Annotated in this window: 16 protein-coding genes; 2 read left to right on the top strand and 14 right to left on the bottom strand. The window is 70.0% G+C overall.

Translation table 11 applies throughout. The features are described 5' to 3' along the window. Nucleotides 1-25 precede the first annotated feature (25 nt). From AB6L24_RS12145 to AB6L24_RS12120, 6 genes are all read right to left on the bottom strand, one after another. Nucleotides 26-1,042, bottom strand: coding sequence for a helix-turn-helix transcriptional regulator (locus AB6L24_RS12145; protein ID WP_405654999.1), 1,017 nt, complete (start codon nt 1,040-1,042; stop codon nt 26-28). Between the two features lie 18 nt (nt 1,043-1,060). Beyond that, the gene (locus AB6L24_RS12140) at nt 1,061-2,077 is read right to left on the bottom strand and encodes a YafY family protein (RefSeq protein WP_030356250.1); all 1,017 of its coding nucleotides are present in this window, start codon (nt 2,075-2,077) and stop codon (nt 1,061-1,063) included. A 211-nt stretch (nt 2,078-2,288) separates the two neighbouring features. Beyond that, nucleotides 2,289-2,663: an FKBP-type peptidyl-prolyl cis-trans isomerase gene (locus AB6L24_RS12135; RefSeq protein ID WP_405654997.1), complete on the bottom strand. Its 375-nt coding sequence runs from the start codon at nt 2,661-2,663 to the stop codon at nt 2,289-2,291. Nucleotides 2,664-2,727: 64 nt separating this feature from the next. Next, on the bottom strand, nt 2,728-3,723 hold the full coding sequence (locus AB6L24_RS12130; RefSeq protein WP_405654995.1) for an FKBP-type peptidyl-prolyl cis-trans isomerase: 996 nt from the start codon (nt 3,721-3,723) through the stop codon (nt 2,728-2,730). A 184-nt stretch (nt 3,724-3,907) separates the two neighbouring features. After that, entirely contained in the window at nt 3,908-5,269 is a 1,362-nt protein-coding gene (gene pafA, locus AB6L24_RS12125; RefSeq protein WP_030356247.1) for a Pup--protein ligase, read from the bottom strand. A gap of 9 nt (nt 5,270-5,278) precedes the next feature. Further along, entirely contained in the window at nt 5,279-6,538 is a 1,260-nt protein-coding gene (locus AB6L24_RS12120; RefSeq protein WP_380853116.1) for an MFS transporter, read from the bottom strand. Nucleotides 6,539-6,692: 154 nt separating this feature from the next. Between AB6L24_RS12120 and AB6L24_RS12115 the strand changes: the two genes are divergently transcribed. Continuing rightward, a complete protein-coding gene (locus tag AB6L24_RS12115) occupies nt 6,693-7,727 on the top strand; it encodes a LacI family DNA-binding transcriptional regulator (protein WP_405654991.1) in 1,035 nt (344 codons plus the stop codon). A 57-nt stretch (nt 7,728-7,784) separates the two neighbouring features. On the opposite strand, the gene prcA is transcribed toward AB6L24_RS12115, so the two are convergent. The 6 genes from prcA to arc all read right to left on the bottom strand — a co-directional run bounded on the left by prcA (nt 7,785) and on the right by arc (nt 13,539). Beyond that, on the bottom strand, nt 7,785-8,555 hold the full coding sequence (prcA, locus tag AB6L24_RS12110; protein WP_405654989.1) for a proteasome subunit alpha: 771 nt from the start codon (nt 8,553-8,555) through the stop codon (nt 7,785-7,787). A 51-nt stretch (nt 8,556-8,606) separates the two neighbouring features. Next, on the bottom strand, nt 8,607-9,452 hold the full coding sequence (gene prcB, locus AB6L24_RS12105) for a proteasome subunit beta (RefSeq protein WP_380852719.1): 846 nt from the start codon (nt 9,450-9,452) through the stop codon (nt 8,607-8,609). Next, nucleotides 9,404-9,607 carry an endonuclease domain-containing protein gene (locus AB6L24_RS12100; protein WP_405654985.1) on the bottom strand — a complete coding sequence of 68 codons (204 nt, stop codon included), beginning with the start codon at nt 9,605-9,607 and terminating at the stop codon, nt 9,404-9,406. The genes prcB and AB6L24_RS12100 overlap by 49 nt, the downstream gene beginning before the upstream one ends. A 43-nt stretch (nt 9,608-9,650) precedes the next feature. Next, the gene (locus AB6L24_RS12095; RefSeq protein WP_030356241.1) at nt 9,651-9,869 is read right to left on the bottom strand and encodes a ubiquitin-like protein Pup; all 219 of its coding nucleotides are present in this window, start codon (nt 9,867-9,869) and stop codon (nt 9,651-9,653) included. A gap of 132 nt (nt 9,870-10,001) precedes the next feature. After that, nucleotides 10,002-11,513, bottom strand: a complete 1,512-nt coding sequence (dop, locus tag AB6L24_RS12090) for a depupylase/deamidase Dop (RefSeq protein WP_405654982.1) — start codon at nt 11,511-11,513, stop codon at nt 10,002-10,004. Between the two features lie 259 nt (nt 11,514-11,772). After that, a complete protein-coding gene (gene arc, locus AB6L24_RS12085) occupies nt 11,773-13,539 on the bottom strand; it encodes a proteasome ATPase (protein ID WP_030356239.1) in 1,767 nt (588 codons plus the stop codon). A gap of 254 nt (nt 13,540-13,793) precedes the next feature. Between arc and AB6L24_RS12080 the strand changes: the two genes are divergently transcribed. Beyond that, a complete protein-coding gene (locus AB6L24_RS12080) occupies nt 13,794-14,108 on the top strand; it encodes a ferredoxin (RefSeq protein ID WP_030356238.1) in 315 nt (104 codons plus the stop codon). Between the two features lie 139 nt (nt 14,109-14,247). Here AB6L24_RS12080 and AB6L24_RS12075 read toward each other — a convergent pair whose 3' ends face one another. Both AB6L24_RS12075 and AB6L24_RS12070 read right to left on the bottom strand, forming a co-directional pair. Then, nucleotides 14,248-14,838: a hypothetical protein gene (locus AB6L24_RS12075; RefSeq protein WP_405654978.1), complete on the bottom strand. Its 591-nt coding sequence runs from the start codon at nt 14,836-14,838 to the stop codon at nt 14,248-14,250. Nucleotides 14,839-15,056: 218 nt separating this feature from the next. Continuing rightward, nucleotides 15,057-15,959, bottom strand: a complete 903-nt coding sequence (locus AB6L24_RS12070; protein ID WP_016639459.1) for a tRNA (adenine-N1)-methyltransferase — start codon at nt 15,957-15,959, stop codon at nt 15,057-15,059. Nucleotides 15,960-15,969: the final 10 nt, after the last annotated feature.

The raw sequence follows: 15,969 nt of genomic DNA, 5'->3' as shown, positions 1-15,969 counted from the left end.
GTTCCGTTCTCCACGCGCGGCACGGTCACGCTCCCGCGACACCGGCCCCGCCCGGGCCCTCCCCCACGTGCCCCTCGGCCTCCTCCTCATAGGCCGCGAGCGCCTCCTGGGCCGCACGCCGCGCGCTGTCCGTCAGGTCCTGCGGCGAGACGATGCGGCCGTCGCGGCCGAGGCGCAGGGCGAGACGGCGCAGGGAGGCCGGGTCGGGGGTGCGCAGGGTGATGCGCAGGCCGCCGTCGGGCAGCTCGTCCGCGCTGTCGTGCGGGTAGTACTCGGCGACCCAGCGGCCGCCGGGGCCGACCTCGACCACGACCTCGGGGTCCTCGGCGGCGGGTTGCACCAGGCCCGCGGAGAGGTCCCGCAGCTCGACCTCGGGCGGTGCGGACGGCTCGTCCAGGATCTTGATCTCGGCGACCCGGTCGAGCCGGAAGGTGCGGCGCGCCTCGGAGCGGCGGCACCACGCCTCCACATAGGTGTGGCCGACGCTGACGAGGCGGATCGGGTCGATCTCGCGCTCACTGAGCTGGTCGCGGGCCGGGGAGTAGTAGCGGATCCAGAGTCTGCGCCGCTCGGAGATGGCGCGGTCGACGTCGGCGAAGACGCCGCCCTCGGACTCGAAGGTGACCGAGAGCCGGGAGCTGGCCCCGGCCGCCTCGCCCGCGGCCTCCTCCAGCTTCGCCGTGGCCCGGAGCAGCGCGAGCCGGTCGCCCTCGCGAAGGCCGGGCAGCGTGGCGACCGCCCGCGCCGCCACGAGCAGCGCCGTGGCCTCGTCGGCGGCGAGCCGCAGCGGCTCGGCCGTGTCCGCGCCGAGGGCGCCCGGGTTGCGCCACCAGATGCGGTCGCCGTCGGTGTCGATGTCGAGCAGGTCCCCGCCGCGGAAGCTGGTCCCGCACAGCGGCAGCACGTCCAGGTCGGAGATCAGCTCGTCGGGGGTGATGCCGAAGGCACGGGCCACGTCGGCGACGCGGGCGCCGGGGCGCTCGCGCAGATAGGTCACCAGGGACAGCATCCGCCTGGTCTGGTCGATGGCGTTCGTGGCCATTGCTCGCTTTCGTTCCCCTCAGCCCTTGGCCACGGCGCGCAGCCGGTCCACGACGTCCGCCCGCAGCTCGGCGGGCTCAAGGACCACCACGTCGGGCCCGAACTCCACCAGCCAGGCGTCCAGGCCGTGCCCGTACGGAATCTCCAACTCGTCCCAGCCCTCACCGAGTTCCCTGGCGGCGACCGCCTTGGCGCGCAGCGGGTAGCCGGCGCCCTTGCGCAGCCGGATCAGCGCGGTGCCGTCGGCCCGCTCCCCCGCCCAGCTCGCCACGGTCTCGCGCACGGTCACCACGTCGGGCACCTCGGCGCGGAACTTCCCGGCGCGCGAGCGGACCTTGCCGGTGATGCGGGAGAGCCGGAACACGCGCTCGGCCTCCCGGTCCCGGTCCCAGCCCGCGAGATACCAGTGGCCGCGCCAGCACTCCAGGGCCCAGGGCTCGACCTGGCGCTGCTCGGGGCGCGCGGCGGTGGCCTTGCGGTAGTCGAACACGACGGGGCGCCGGTCGCGGCAGGCGAGCATCAACGGCTCGAAGGCCGCCTCGTGCACGGGGATGTGCGGTTCCAGGGCGCCGTGCGACTCGTACGGGTCCACGTCCTCGGGCAGGCCCGCGGCGCGCAGCTTCTGCAGGGCGCCGCTCGCCGCGCCCGCGAGCCGGGCCTGCTGCCAGACCTTCGCGGCGAGGCCGAGGGCGGCGGCCTCCTCGGCGTCGAGCGTGATGGGCGGGAGCCGGTTGCTGTCGCGGCGGGCGAGATAGCCGACCTCGCCGTCCAGGTTCTCCACCGTCTCGATGACCAGGCCGAGTTCGCGGAGGTCGTCCTTGTCGCGCTCGAACATGCGGTTGAAGGAGTCCTCGGACCCGGCGGACGACCCGGAGAGCGCGCTCCGGCCCGGTCCGAAGGCCGCGCCGGGCCCCGGCCCGAAGGCCTCGACGTAGGCCTCGATGGACTCCCGCAGCTCACGCTTGCTGAGCGGACGCCTCGTCCCGAGCAGACACAGCGCCAGATTCATCAGCCGCTCGGCCTTGGCAATGGCCATCGACGCCCTTTCTCTCTCCCGGTCGACGACCGTACCGCCCCGGGGTGTGGTGGCAAAAGCCGAGGGCCCTTGCCATGGTTGGCAGGGCCCTCGGCGGACACTTCCGGTCGGACGTGGATCGGACCTGGATCCGACCCGGATCGAACCCGGATCGAACCCGGATCGAACCCGGATCGAACGTGGACACGTCCGGGAGTGGCTCAGGGGTGGCTCAGACCGAGACCAGGTCGCAGACGAAGATCAGTGTCTCGCCCGGGGCGATGCGGCCGCCGCCGGCGCCGCGGTCGCCGTACGCCAGGTGCGCCGGGATGGTCAGCTCGCGCCGGCCGCCGACCTTCATGCCCTGCACGCCCTGGTCCCAGCCGGCGATGACCTGTCCGGCGCCGAGCTGGAACTCCAGCGGGGTGCCGCGGTTCCAGGAGGCGTCGAACTCCTCACCGGTGGAGAAGGCCACGCCCACGTAGTGGACCTTGACGCGGTCACCCGCCTTGGCGACGGCGCCGTCACCCTCCCAGAGGTCCTTGATCTGCAGATCGGCGGGGGGCTCACCGACGGGGAAGTCGACCTCGGGCTTGTCGATGCTCACGAAAAACTCCTGCTCATGTGCGTGATGGGCAACCGGGACAGTCTGCCATCCGTCCCGGGGGGGATCACATCTTGGCGAGGATGTCCACGGAGAAGACCAGCGTGGAGTCCTTCTTGATGGGGCTGCCCTGCGGCGGCTTGTCGCCGTAGCCCTCCTTCGGCGGCACGACGACCAGGACGCGGCTGCCGACCTTCTTGCCCTTCAGGCCCTCACGCCAGCCGGGGATGACCTGCGCCAGCGAGAACTGCGCGAGCTGACCGCTCTTGTACGAGGAGTCGAACTGCTTGCCGTCCGCCCACAGCACGCCCTTGTACTGGCAGAGGAGGGTGTCGCTCTCCTTGACCTCGTCGCCGTCGCCCTCGATGACATAGGCCGAGGCGACCTTCTTCGGGGCGTCCGTCTTCGGTACGTCGATGGAGGGGGCCTTGCCGTCGGTGTTCGTCCCGATCTTCGGCAGGTCCTTGTTGTCCTGGGCGACTTCCTTGCCCTTGGCGGAGCTCTTCGTGCTGAACGTGTTCACGATGTCGACGACGAAGACCAGGGTGTCGGTGCCCTTGATGCCCGCCTGCTTGTTGCCCTGCTTGCCGTACCCCAGCTCCGGGGGGATGGCGAGCTCGACGCGGCTGTCGATCTTCTTGCCGACCAGGGCCTGGTCCCAGCCCGGGATGACCTGGCCGACGCCGATCGGGAAGATCGTCGGGGCCTTGCGGTCGTAGGAGTTGTCGAAGACCTTGGCCGTGTCCCAGATCTGGCCCAGGTAGTGGGCCTGGAGGTAGTCGCCCTTGGCGACCGTGGCGCCCTTGCCCGCGATGAGGGTCTTCACCGCGAGGTCGGACGACGGCTTGCCGGAGCCCTTGGCGACCGTGGGCTTCTCGCCGAACTTGGTGCCCTTGGTCACGGCGGGCACGGGGCCGTCGACGATCTTCGCCTTCGGCGGCGTGGAATTCGACGGGGACGGGCTGTCCTTGGGCTTGGCCTTGTCGGACTTGTCGTCGTCGCCGCATCCGGCCAGGGTCAGCAGGCCGGCCGGAACGGCCAGGAGAAGTGAGCGTCGGCGCACGGTGGGGGCCTCGTATCGATCGATCTTGTGGGTTGGCGTGCGCGCAACTCTACGCAGTGAGAAGGGCGCCGTACGAGGAACGTACGGCGCCCCGCGTTGCGTTCCCACAACACCCTGGCGTCTCGTGGGCCACAATCCGGCCACCCACCGACCGTGGGCCCGTCACCCGGCGGTCATGCCCGGCTCACATTCCGGCGATGAGCTTCTCCACCCGGTCGTCGACGGAACGGAACGGGTCCTTGCACAACACGGTGCGCTGCGCCTGGTCGTTGAGCTTGAGGTGCACCCAGTCCACCGTGAAGTCCCTGCGCTGTTCCTGGGCGCGGCGGATGAAGTCGCCGCGCAGCCGTGCCCGGGTGGTCTGCGGCGGCACCGACTTGCCTTCGAAGATCTTCAAGTCGTTGCAGATGCGGGCGGCTTGTCCCTTCTTCTCCAGGAGGTAGTACAGGCCCCGGCGGCGGTGGATGTCGTGGTAGGCGAGGTCTATCTGGGCGACCCTCGGGTGCGACATCGTCATGTTGTTCTTGGCGCGGTACCGCTCGATGAGCTTGTACTTCATGACCCAGTCGATCTCGGTGGCGATGCGGTCCAGGTCCTCGCTCTCGATCGAGTCGAGCGTGCGGCCCCAGAGCTCGAGTACCTGCTCGACCGTGCCGGTGCGGATGCCGCGGCGCTCGACGAAGTCGACCGCCTTCTCGTAGTACTCGCGCTGCACCTCGAGGGCGGAGGCCTCGCGGCCGCTGGCCAGGCGGACCTTGCGGCGGCCCGTGATGTCGTGGCTGACCTCCCGGATGGCCCGGATCGGGTTCTCCAGCGTCAGATCCCGCATCACCGTGCCCGCTTCGATCATCCGAAGGACGAGATCGGTCGCGCCGACCTTCAGGAGCATGGTCGTCTCGGACATGTTCGAGTCGCCGACGATCACATGCAGTCGGCGGTAGCGCTCGGCGTCCGCGTGCGGTTCGTCACGCGTATTGATGATCGGCCGTGAGCGTGTCGTCGCCGACGACACACCCTCCCAGATGTGCTCCGCGCGCTGGCTCACGCAGTACACCGCGCCGCGCGGGGTCTGCAGCACCTTGCCCGCGCCGCACAGCAACTGCCGGGTGACGAGGAACGGAATCAGGATGTCCGCGAGACGCGAGAACTCCCCGTGCCGGGCCACGAGATAGTTCTCATGACAACCATAGGAGTTTCCCGCCGAGTCGGTGTTGTTCTTGAAGAGATAGACGTCGCCCGCGATTCCCTCCTCGTGCAGGCGGCGTTCGGCGTCGACGAGCAGGCCTTCCAGAATGCGCTCGCCTGCCTTGTCGTGCGTGACCAGCTCGGTCACGTTGTCACACTCGGGTGTGGCGTATTCCGGGTGTGAACCCACGTCGAGATACAGGCGGGCGCCGTTCCGCAGAAAGACGTTGCTGCTGCGGCCCCATGACACAACACGGCGGAAGAGGTAGCGCGCCACTTCGTCAGGCGACAGACGGCGCTGTCCCCTGAACGTGCACGTGACGCCGTACTCGTTCTCCAGCCCGAAAATGCGGCGGTCCATGACTGAACATTACGCCCGATGCCCCGCACTGAAACCGGGTTCGGCAGCACCGTTTCGATCATTTTCCGATGAACCCGCAACCACCGGGCCCACACCTGCGGATGCGAACGCCCGCCCCGTGCACACGAGCACCAGCAGTGCCGCCGCACCCGCGAGCCCCGGAACCGCGAACCCCCACCGCGTTCCGGCCCACTCCACCACGGGACCGCCCGCCGCCGTCCCGACCGACGTGCCCACCGTGAACGTCGTCACCAGCCACGAGAACGCCTCCGTGACCGTGCCCCGGGGCGCGTGCCGGTCCACGACGATGAACGCGCACGCGAGCGCCGGCGCGAGGAACACCCCGGCGAGCGCGGTCAGCGCCACCATCCCCACCGCGCCCGGCACCAGGACCAGCGGCAGGTAGCAGACCGCGAGCAGCGCGACGAGCAGCACCAGGCGCCGCTCCGGCGCGCCGCTCCACTGCCGCGCTCCGTAGACCGTGCCGCCCACCAGCGCCCCGAGGCCGAGGGCCGCCATCATCCAGCCGTACACCGCGTCACCGCCGTGCCCGTCCGCGTACGACACCCCCGCCACCGTGATCGCCCCGAGCGCCGTCCCCACGAACAGGAACGCGCCGAGGAGCGCGAGCAGTCCCGGGGAGCGCAGCGCGCCGAGCCAGTGCGCCTCACGCGGGGCGGACCGCCACGCGCGCGAAGGGCGCGACACCACCACCGAGAGCGCGCCGAGCACGCCGATCGCGTTCACCACGAGCAGCGCCGCGCTCGCCGACCACAGGGACACGAGCCCGGTCACCAGGAGCGGCCCGACGGTGAACATGACCTCCTGCGCCACGGCGTCCATCGCGTACGCCGTGTGCACCTGGCCCTCCTTGCGCAGCACGTCCGGCCACAGCGCCCGCAGGCCGCCCTCCAGCGGCGGCGTGAACAGACCGGCGACCACCATCGCGGCGTACGCGGCGACGAGCATGTCGGGGCCGGTGAACGCGAAGGCCGCCATGCCGAGGCCCGAGACGACGGCCGCCGGCAGCATCACGCGCGGCTGGCCGTGCAGGTCCACCAGGCGCCCGAGCAGCGGCTGTCCCACGGCCGTGGCCACTCCGTAGACCGCGGCCAGGGCACCGGCCAGGCTGTACGAGCCGCCCTCCGCGCGGACGAACAGCACGATGCCGATCGCCGCCGTCGCGTTCGGCAGGCGGCCCACGAGGGTGCCCGCAAGGAGTCGCGTCGCGTACCGCGCGCGCAGGATCTCGCCGTAACCGGAAGCCATCAGTGAGCCTCTCCTCGCCCGCCCGCGCGCCGAGGCGCCCCTAGTTGTACGTATAACGTCGCGGGGTCATACGTACCATGTGCGCTGTTCACCAGTCCACTGCCCGTGCGCGCCCGCCGTGCGCCGGGCGCCCCGCAGCGACCAGGAGACGTCCGTGGCCGGACCCCAGCACGACACCGCGGCCCCCCGCCCCACCAGCCGTGACGTCGCCCGCGCCGCCGGGGTCTCGCAGGCCACCGTCTCCCTCGTGCTGGGCGACAAGTGGCAGGGCCGCGTCGCCGAGCGCACCGCCGAGCGCGTCCGCGCCGCCGCCCGCGAGCTCGGCTACCGGCCCAACCTCGCCGCCCGCAACCTCCGCCTCGGCCGCACCCGCACCGCCCTCCTCGTGGTCCCCGCCCTCACCAACGAGTTCTTCGCGCGGGTGCACACCGGCGCCGCCCGCGTCGCCGCCCGGCACGGCTTCGGCGTCGTCCTCTACCCCACCCCGGACCTCACCGCCCCGGCCCGCGACCCCTTCGACTCCGCCCGCGCCTCACTCGACGGCGTGCTCGCCTCCTCCATGGCCTCCGAGGCCCTCGGCGCGATCCGCGGCGACGAGCTCCCCCTCGTCATGCTCGACAGCGACCCCGCCGGGAGCCTCGGCGCGAGCACCGTCAACCTCGACATCGCCGACGGCATGCGCCAGGCCACCGAGCACCTGCTCGCCCTCGGCCACCGCGACCTCCTGCACCTGGCCGCCGACGTCGACTCCTGGACCTTCCACGTCCGCCGTGACGCCCTCGTCGCCGCCGTCCGGGGCACCGGCGCGACGATCCGCACCGCCAAGGCGCTCCTCACCGTCGACGACGCCCGCATCGCCGCCGAGGCCGCGCTCGGCGGACCGGGCCCCCGCCCCACCGCGGTGGTCTGCGACGACGACATCCTCGCCGCGGGCGTCTGCAAGGCGGCCCGCCGCCTGGGCCTGCACGTCCCGGACGACCTCAGCGTCACCGGCTTCGACGATCTGACCCTCGCCACCGCCGTCGAGCCCGAACTCACCACCGTCGCCCTGCCCGCGGAGCGCTTCGGCGAGCAGGGCATGGCCACCCTCATCGCCGTCCTCGACGGCCGCACCCCCGAACCGGCGGCCCTGCCCGCGCACCTCGTCGTCCGCGGCTCGACAGCGCAAAGCCCCGCGTCCCGACGCTGAGCGCCGGGACGCGGGGCCACGCAGAACTGCTCCGCAGGGGGCGGAACCACCCCCTGGCTACTCCTCGGCGGAGTCCGAGCCGGCCTCGGCGTCCGGCTCCGCGCCGTCCTCCGAGTCGTCCGCCGCGCCGTCCTCGCCGAGCAGCCGCTCCAGCTGTCGGCCGACGATCCGCTTGAACTTCCGCTGCTGCGGCCGCGTACGGTCGAGGACCGCCACCTCCAGGCGCTCCGCGGGGATCTCCCGCTCACTGCCGTTGGTGTCGCGCGACAGCGACTGCACCGCGAGCTTCAGCGCCTCGGCGAGCGTCATCCCGTCCTGGTGGCGCTGGTCGAGATACGTGCTGATCTGCTCGGCGTTGCCGCCGACCGCGACCGAGCCGTGCTCGTCGACGATCGAGCCGTCGTGCGGCAGGCGGTAGATCTGGTCGCCGTCCGGCGTCGTGCCGACCTCGGCCACGACCAGCTCGACCTCATAGGGCTTCTCGGCGTTGCTGGAGAAAATCGTGCCCAGCGTCTGTGCGTACACATTCGCCAGGCCGCGGGCCGTCACATCGTCACGGTCATAGGTGTATCCCCGCAGATCCGCATAGCGGACGCCGCCGATGCGGAGGTTCTCGTACTCGTTGTACTTACCGGCCGCGGCGAAACCGATCCGGTCATAGATCTCGCTGAACTTGTGCAGCGCACGGGACGGGTTCTCACCGACGAACACAATGCCATCGGCGTACTGCAGCACGACCAGACTGCGACCGCGGGCGATGCCCTTGCGGGCGTATTCCGCCCGGTCGGCCATGGCCTGCTGGGGTGAGACATAGAACGGCGTCGACACCGGCTATCCGTCCCTTTCTGTCAAAAATTCACACAACAACAACGGGGGCACTCAGAGCAGCGCGGCGCGCGGACCGTCCGGCTGCTCCAGACGACGAGCCAGAATCGAGCGCGCGATCTCGGAGGTCTCGGCCTCCGCCAGCCGCCGGAAGCCCTCTTCGGAGATCACCGTCACAATCGGATAGATCCGCCGGGCGACATCCGGACCGCCCGTCGCCGAGTCGTCGTCCGCGGCGTCGTACAACGCCTGCACGACGAGCGTCGTCGCCTGCTCCTCCGTCAGGTCGTCGCGGTACAGCTTCTTCATGGCACCGCGCGCGAAGACCGAACCCGAGCCCGTCGCCGCGAATCCGTGCTCCTCGCTGCGGCCGCCCGTCACGTCGTACGAGAAGATGCGGCCCTTGGCACGGTCCACGTCGAACCCCGCGAAGAGCGGGACGACCGCGAGGCCCTGCATCGCCATGCCCAGGTTGGACCGGATCATCGTGGAGAGCCGATTGGCCTTGCCCTCCAGGGAGAGCGTCGCGCCCTCGACCTTCTCGAAGTGCTCCAGCTCCAGCTGGAACAGCTTCACCATCTCCACGGCGAGACCGGCCGTGCCCGCGATGCCGACCGCCGAGTACTCGTCGGCCGGGAAGACCTTCTCGATGTCGCGCTGCGCGATCACATTGCCCATCGTGGCGCGACGGTCACCGGCGAGCACCACGCCGCCGGGGAACGTCGTCGCCACGATGGTCGTGCCGTGCGGAGCCTCGAGCACCCCTTGCGTCGGCGGCAACTGCCGCTTGCCGGGGAGCATTTCCGGCTGGTGCTCGGAGAGAAAGTCCATGAAGGACGATGAACCAGGGGTCAGGAAGGCAGCCGGCAGACGCCCGGGCTTTCGAGTGTTGGCTTCCACGGGTTTCCTTCCAGGTAACTGATGGCCCGGCGCAAGGTGCCGGGAGCATCTCCCAACTTGCCGATCGCCGAATTGCAGTTGAAGCACAGTACGCCAGGGACCCTACCCGTCTCGCGGCAGTGATCCACATGGGCCGCCGCGCTTTCGCGGCGCACTCGACAGCCCTGGCCTGCCCTTGGAAACCAAGGGAGAAGCGGCCTACTGGCCACCCTTTTGAACGAAGGAGCGCACGAAGTCCTCTGCGTTCTCCTCAAGGACGTCGTCGATCTCGTCCAGGACGGAGTCCACGTCGTCGCTCAGCTTCTCCTGGCGCTCCTTGAGGTCCTCGGAAGCCTGCGCGTCCTGCGTCTGCTCCTCGACCTCCTCGGTGGAACGCGTCGCCTTCTGCTGTCCGCCGCCGGTGTCCTTGGTCGCCATCTACCTCACCCCGCTCGGTTAGACGTTTCTTGATCAGACCCTACAAGCCGGGTCTGACATCGGCCCCGCACTTCGTACAACGTGCGGGGCCCACCTCTGTGATTCCCCCGCCGCCGGCCTTTCAGCCGCCTTTCAGCCCCCGGAGAGCACCCGGACCAGATCCTCCGCCGTGCGGCAGCGGTCGAGGAGCTCCTTGACGTGATTACGCGTTCCGCGAAGCGGCTCCAGGGTGGGCACGCGCTGGAGCGAGTCCCGTCCGGGCAGGTCGAAGATGACCGAATCCCATGAGGCCGCGGCGACGTCGTCGGCGTACTGCTCGAGACACCGGCCCCGGAAGTAGGCGCGGGTGTCCTCGGGCGGCTTGGTGCGGGCCCGCTCCACGTCGCCCTCGTCCAGGAGGCGCTTCATCTTGCCGCGGGCCGCGAGACGGTTGTAGAGGCCCTTCTCCGGGCGCACGTCCGCGTACTGGAGGTCCACCAGGTGCAGGCGCGCGGCGTCCCAGTCGAGGCCGTCACGGCGGCGGTAGCCCTCCATGAGTTCCCGCTTGGCGACCCAGTCGAGCTCTCCGGAGAGGCTCATCGGGTTGTTCTCCAGGCGGTTCAGGACGTCTTCCCAGCGGGACAGGACGTCCTTGGTCTGGTCGTCCGCGTCGGCGCCGTACCGCTCCTCCACGTATTTGCGGGCCAGCTCGTAGTACTCCATCTGGAGCTGCACCGCGGTGAGCGTGCGGCCGCTACGGAGCGTGACCAGGTGCTGGAGCGTCGGGTCGTGGGAGATCTGGTGGAGGGTGCGCACGGGCTGGTCGACGGCCAGGTCCACCGCGATGAAGCCGTCCTCGATCATGGCGAGGACCAGCGAGGTGGTGCCGAGCTTGAGGTAGGTGGAGATCTCCGAGAGGTTCGCGTCGCCGATGATCACGTGCAGGCGGCGGTACTTCTCGGCGTCGGCGTGCGGCTCGTCCCGGGTGTTGATGATGGGCCGTTTGAGGGTGGTCTCCAGGCCGACCTCGACCTCGAAGTAGTCGGCGCGCTGGCTGAGCTGGAAGCCGTGCTCGTGGCCGTCCTGGCCGATGCCGACGCGGCCCGCCCCGGCGAAGACCTGGCGGGAGATGAAGAAGGGCGTGAGGTGGCGCACGATGTCCGAGAACGGGGTCTCCCGCTTCATCAGGTAGTTCTCGTGCGTGCCGTAGGAGGCGCCCTTGTTGTCGGTGTTGTTCTTGTAGAGGTGGATCGGCTGGGCGCCGGGGAGCGCGGCGGCCCGTTCGGCGGCCTCGGCCATGATGCGTTCGCCGGCCTTGTCCCAGAGGACGGCGTCGCGGGGGTTGGTGACCTCCGGGGCGCTGTACTCGGGGTGTGCGTGGTCGACGTAGAGGCGGGCCCCGTTGGTGAGGATCACGTTGGCGAGGCCGATGTCCTCGTCGGTGAGCTGGCTGGCGTCGGCGGATTCGCGGGCGAGGTCGAAGCCCCGCGCGTCCCGCAGCGGGTTCTCCTCCTCGAAGTCCCAGCGGGCGCGTCGCGCCCGGTGCATCGCCGCGGCGTAGGCGTTGACGATCTGGGACGAGGTGAGCATGGCATTGGCGTTGGGGTGGCCGGGGACGGAGATGCCGTACTCCGTCTCGATGCCCATTACTCGCCGTACGGTCATGCGGCCCTCCTTGCCCGGCGGCGCCCTCGGTCGGGGGCGCCGCTCAAGTACCGCTGGTTCTCCGGTGCGTGTGCGGTGCCCGTCCCCGCACTGCGCGACTCGGCGGTACGGAAGAGCCTAGAACGCCTCTGCGCTGGTGGGGAGATCATTTCCTGCTTTGCTCTCGCTGGGTTGGTGACGCGGCTGCGAGGCGCCCGCGACCGGCGGAAAACAGTCGGCTGCGGGTACCCGAGGAGGGCACCCGCAGCCGCCCTGCCATCTACAGGTACTGACCGGTGTTGGCCACCGTGTCGATGGAGCGTCCGGTGTCGGCGCCCTGCTTGCCGGTGACGAGCGTGCGGATGTACACGATCCGCTCGCCCTTCTTGCCGGAGATGCGGGCCCAGTCGTCCGGGTTGGTGGTGTTGGGCAGGTCCTCGTTCTCCTTGAACTCGTCGATGCAAGCCTGGAGGAGGTGAGAGACCCTGAGGCCCTTCTGGTTCTGCTCGAGGAAGGCCTTGATGGCCATCTTCTTGGCGCGGCCGACGATGTTCTCGATCATGGCGCCGGAGTTGAAGTCCTTGAAGTAGAGGACTTCCTTGTCGCCGTTGGCGTACGTGACTTCGAGGAAGCGGTTCTCCTCGGACTCGGCGTACATCTGCTCCACGACGGACTGGATCATGCCGTGCACGGTGGCGGCCTTGTCGCTGCTGTGCTCGGCGAGGTCGTCGGAGTGCAGCGGCAGGCGCTCGGTGAGGTACTTGGCGAAGATGTCCTTGGCCGCCTCGGCGTCCGGGCGCTCGATCTTGATCTTCACATCGAGGCGTCCGGGCCGCAGGATGGCCGGGTCGATCATGTCCTCGCGGTTGGAGGCGCCGATGACGATGACGTTCTCCAGGCCTTCCACACCGTCGATCTCGGCGAGCAGCTGGGGGACGATGGTGTTCTCCACGTCCGAGCTGACGCCGCTGCCGCGGGTGCGGAAGAGGGATTCCATCTCGTCGAAGAAGACGATGACGGGGGTGCCCTCGCTCGCCTTCTCGCGTGCGCGCTGGAAGACCAGGCGGATGTGCCGCTCGGTCTCGCCGACGTACTTGTTGAGGAGCTCGGGGCCCTTGATGTTGAGGAAGAAGCTCTTCCCCGCGGGCTGGCCGGTGACCTCGGCGACCTTCTTGGCAAGGGAGTTGGCGACGGCCTTGGCGATCAGTGTCTTGCCGCAGCCGGGCGGGCCGTAGAGCAGGACGCCCTTGGGCGGCCGCAGTTCGTGCTCCTTGAAGAGGTCGGGGTAGAGGTAGGGGAGCTCGACGGCGTCACGGATCATCTCGATCTGACCGCCGAGGCCGCCGATCTTCTCGTAGCTGATGTCCGGGACCTCTTCGAGGACCAGTTCCTCTACTTCGCTCTTCGGTACGACCTCGTAGACGTAGCCGGAGCGGGGCTCGAGCAGGAGGGCGTCCCCGGGGCGGATGGTGACGTCCAGGAGCGGCTCGGCGAGCCTCACCACCCGTTCCTCGTCGGTGTGCCCGACCACCAGGGCCCGGTCGCCGTCCTCAAGGATCTCCTTGAGGGTGACGATGTCCCCGACGCTCTCGTACTCCATGGCCTCGACCACGTTGAGCGCTTCGTTGAGCATGACTTCCTGGCCGCGCCTGAGATCGTCGAGTTCGACGCTCGGGCTGACGTTCACACGGAGCTTGCGGCCGCCGGTGAAGATGTCGGCGGTGCCGTCCTCGTTCGCCGTGAGGAAGACTCCGAAGCCGGCCGGCGGCTGTGCGAGCCGGTCGACCTCCTCCTTGAGGGCCACGATCTGGTCGCGGGCCTCGCGGAGCGTGTTGGCGAGCCGTTCGTTCTGCGCGGACACGCCTGCCAGGTTGGTCTGCAGCTCGACGATCCGCTCTTCGAGAATCCTCGTATGCCGCGGAGAGTCGGCGAGCTTGCGTCGCAGGACGGCGATTTCCTGCTCGAGATAGGCAACCTGACCGGCTGGGTCCTCAGACCCTCGCCCCGGCCGGATGCCGCGGTTGATGTCGTCGTCGTGGGCTGCCACGGTCCTCACCTCCTCCAAGGGGAGCTGGACGCTTCCTGACCCTACCTGGGTGGGTGCTGATTGAAACCCCTAGATCACAAAGACGGTGGGGGTGTGTCCGATCTTCACCCTTGCGCTCTCCCTCACGCCAGGGGAATACCCACCCAACAACATCGGAAAGCCGCCGGTTGTAGGGTCGAACTGTTCAACACCCGTCAGGGCTGGCCGGACTTGCAGCAAAGTCGGCCCTGCTCGACGCAGTTTCGGCAGGAGAGATGACCGTGCAGCACGAGGCGGAGACCGTCGGCGAGAGCCATGATCTGCTCGAGGTCTGGATCGATCAGGACCTGTGTACCGGCGACGGCATCTGTGCCCAGTACGCGCCGGAGGTCTTCGAGCTGGACATCGATGGCCTGGCCTATGTGAAGGGCGGCGACGACGAGCTGCTGCAGGCGCCGGGAGCGACAACGCCCGTGCCCCTGCCGCTGCTGCGGGACGTCACCGACTCCGCGAAGGAGTGCCCGGGCGACTGTATTCATGTACGTCGGGTTTCGGACAAGGTCGAGGTCTACGGCCCCGACGCAGAGTGACCGGATTGTTTCGCTGTGTGAGCGAAACGGGGTCCGTGGTTACCGTCTGAAGGTAACCACGGGCCCCTCCTCGTGTACGCCGGGTGTCTCCGGGGCCCACGTGCCGTCCACTGCGGCGGCGCGTGGGGCGCCGGGTGCGTCACACTCCGCGCGTCTCGCCGGGTGTCGAGCGGGTGAACGCGCCGTTCTTCCACTGCCACTTGACCTCGTCGCGGAGATCGGGGCGGTAGCGGGGCACGTCGATCGAGGAGTAGCCGAGGAGCGTCGCGGTCACGGCGCCCCCGCGCACCGCGAGCTTGCTGACGGTGCGGCGCTCCTTGGCGTCGAGGAGGGTGGCGACGACGCGCGGCTTACCCTCGCGGGGCCGCGTGATGACGTACAGGGCGTGCGGCGGGCTGCCGGAGCCGGCCTGGCAGCGCACGGCGGCGACGGTCTCGGGGCGGCCGTCGCCGTCGAGGTCGCCGGTCGCCTTCTCGGTGACGACGGACTCGGCGGGGCATTTCAGGGGGTAGGTGACGGTGGCCGGGTCGGGGGCGGACGCGGGCGCCGGGGCGCTCCTGGACTCGGGCTCGGGGTCGGTCGGGGCGGCGGTGGCCTGGTCGGTCTTGAGGAAGCCCGAGGCCGCGACGACGGCGGCGAGCGCGGCGGCGGTGGCCACCCAGTGGATGGGTCGCGTGGCCCACGGCCGGTCCACCGTGTGGGCCAGTTCCGGGACGGCGGGGTGCTGCACGAGGAGTGTCTCCTGTGAGGGCTGTGCCGGTGGAGGTGGGTGGCCAGCATGCTGTCACACCTCACGGCGCCGGGGAACACCGGGGTCCCGTGCGAGGGCACGCCTACAACGCGGCGGCGCCGCCGTCGAGTTCCCTGGATCCGGTGGGAACTCGGCGGCGGCGCCGGTGCGTTGTGCGGAGTACGCCGGGCGCGTGGGGTGCGCGTCCGGGCGGGCGGTCAGCGGGGGCTGCCGCCGTCGGCGTTCGGGCCGGTGTAGTCCTCGCCGTAGGCGCCCTTGGCGGGGCGGCGGCGCCGCATGGGCGGCTCGACGCCGTCCGCGAGGCGGCGGGCGGTGAGGAGGAAGCCGGTGTGGCCGATCATGCGGTGGTCCGGGCGGACGGCCAGGCCCTCGATGTGCCAGTTGCGGATCATCGACTCCCAGGCCGTCGGCTCGTTGAAGCCGCCGATCTCCCGGATCGACTCGACGGTGCGGGCCAGCTGCGTGGTCGTGGCGACGTACGCGCACAGGATGCCGCCGGGCACCAGGGCCTTGGAGACGGCCTCCAGGCACTCCCAGGGAGCCAGCATGTCGAGGATGACGCGGTCGACCTCGGTGTCGGACAGGTTGTCCTGGAGGTCGCCGACGGTGAGCTGCCAGGCGGGGTGCGGGCCGCCGAAGTAGCGCTCCACGTTCTGCTGGGCGATCTCGGCGAAGTCCTCGCGGCGCTCGTAGGAGTGCAGCATGCCGTGGTCGCCGATGGCGCGCAGCAGGAAGGCGCTGAGCGAGCCGGAGCCCACGCCCGCCTCCACGACGCGCGCGCCGGGGAAGATGTCGGCGAAGGCCAGGATCTGCCCCGCGTCCTTGGGGTAGACCACGGCGGCGCCGCGGGGCATGGACAGGACGTAGTCGGGGAGCAGGGGACGCAGCGCGAGGTAGGCGACGTTCCCCGTGGTGCGGACAACACTGCCCTCGGGAGCGCCGATCAGCTCGTCGTGCGGGAAGGAACCCTTGTGGGTGTGGAAGTTCTTCCCGGCCTCGAGCGTGAACGTGTAGTGGCGTCCCTTGGGGTCGGTGAGCTGGACCTGGTCCCCGACCTTGAAGGGCCCGCGTCGGCGGGCGGCACCGGTCGGTTCGGACATGTGACCAGCC

The sequence above is a fragment of the Streptomyces sp. RK9 genome (assembly GCF_045070545.1).
Taxonomy (GTDB): Bacteria; Actinomycetota; Actinomycetes; order Streptomycetales; family Streptomycetaceae; genus Streptomyces; species Streptomyces alboflavus.
This window is presented reverse-complemented; position numbering and strand designations above follow the sequence as displayed.

Bases quoted from the DNA above. Each gene is read 5' to 3' on its own strand.
- AB6L24_RS12145 (WP_405654999.1), bottom strand. From the start codon at position 1,042: ATGGCCACGAACGCCATCGACCAGACCAGGCGGATGCTGTCCCTGGTG.
- AB6L24_RS12140 (WP_030356250.1), bottom strand. From the start codon at position 2,077: ATGGCCATTGCCAAGGCCGAGCGGCTGATGAATCTGGCGCTGTGTCTG.
- pafA (WP_030356247.1), bottom strand. From the start codon at position 5,269: ATGGACCGCCGCATTTTCGGGCTGGAGAACGAGTACGGCGTCACGTGC.
- AB6L24_RS12120 (WP_380853116.1), bottom strand. From the start codon at position 6,538: ATGGCTTCCGGTTACGGCGAGATCCTGCGCGCGCGGTACGCGACGCGA.
- AB6L24_RS12095 (WP_030356241.1), bottom strand. From the start codon at position 9,869: ATGGCGACCAAGGACACCGGCGGCGGACAGCAGAAGGCGACGCGTTCC.
- dop (WP_405654982.1), bottom strand. From the start codon at position 11,513: ATGACCGTACGGCGAGTAATGGGCATCGAGACGGAGTACGGCATCTCC.
- AB6L24_RS12080 (WP_030356238.1), top strand. From the start codon at position 13,794: ATGACCGTGCAGCACGAGGCGGAGACCGTCGGCGAGAGCCATGATCTG.
- AB6L24_RS12070 (WP_016639459.1), bottom strand. From the start codon at position 15,959: ATGTCCGAACCGACCGGTGCCGCCCGCCGACGCGGGCCCTTCAAGGTC.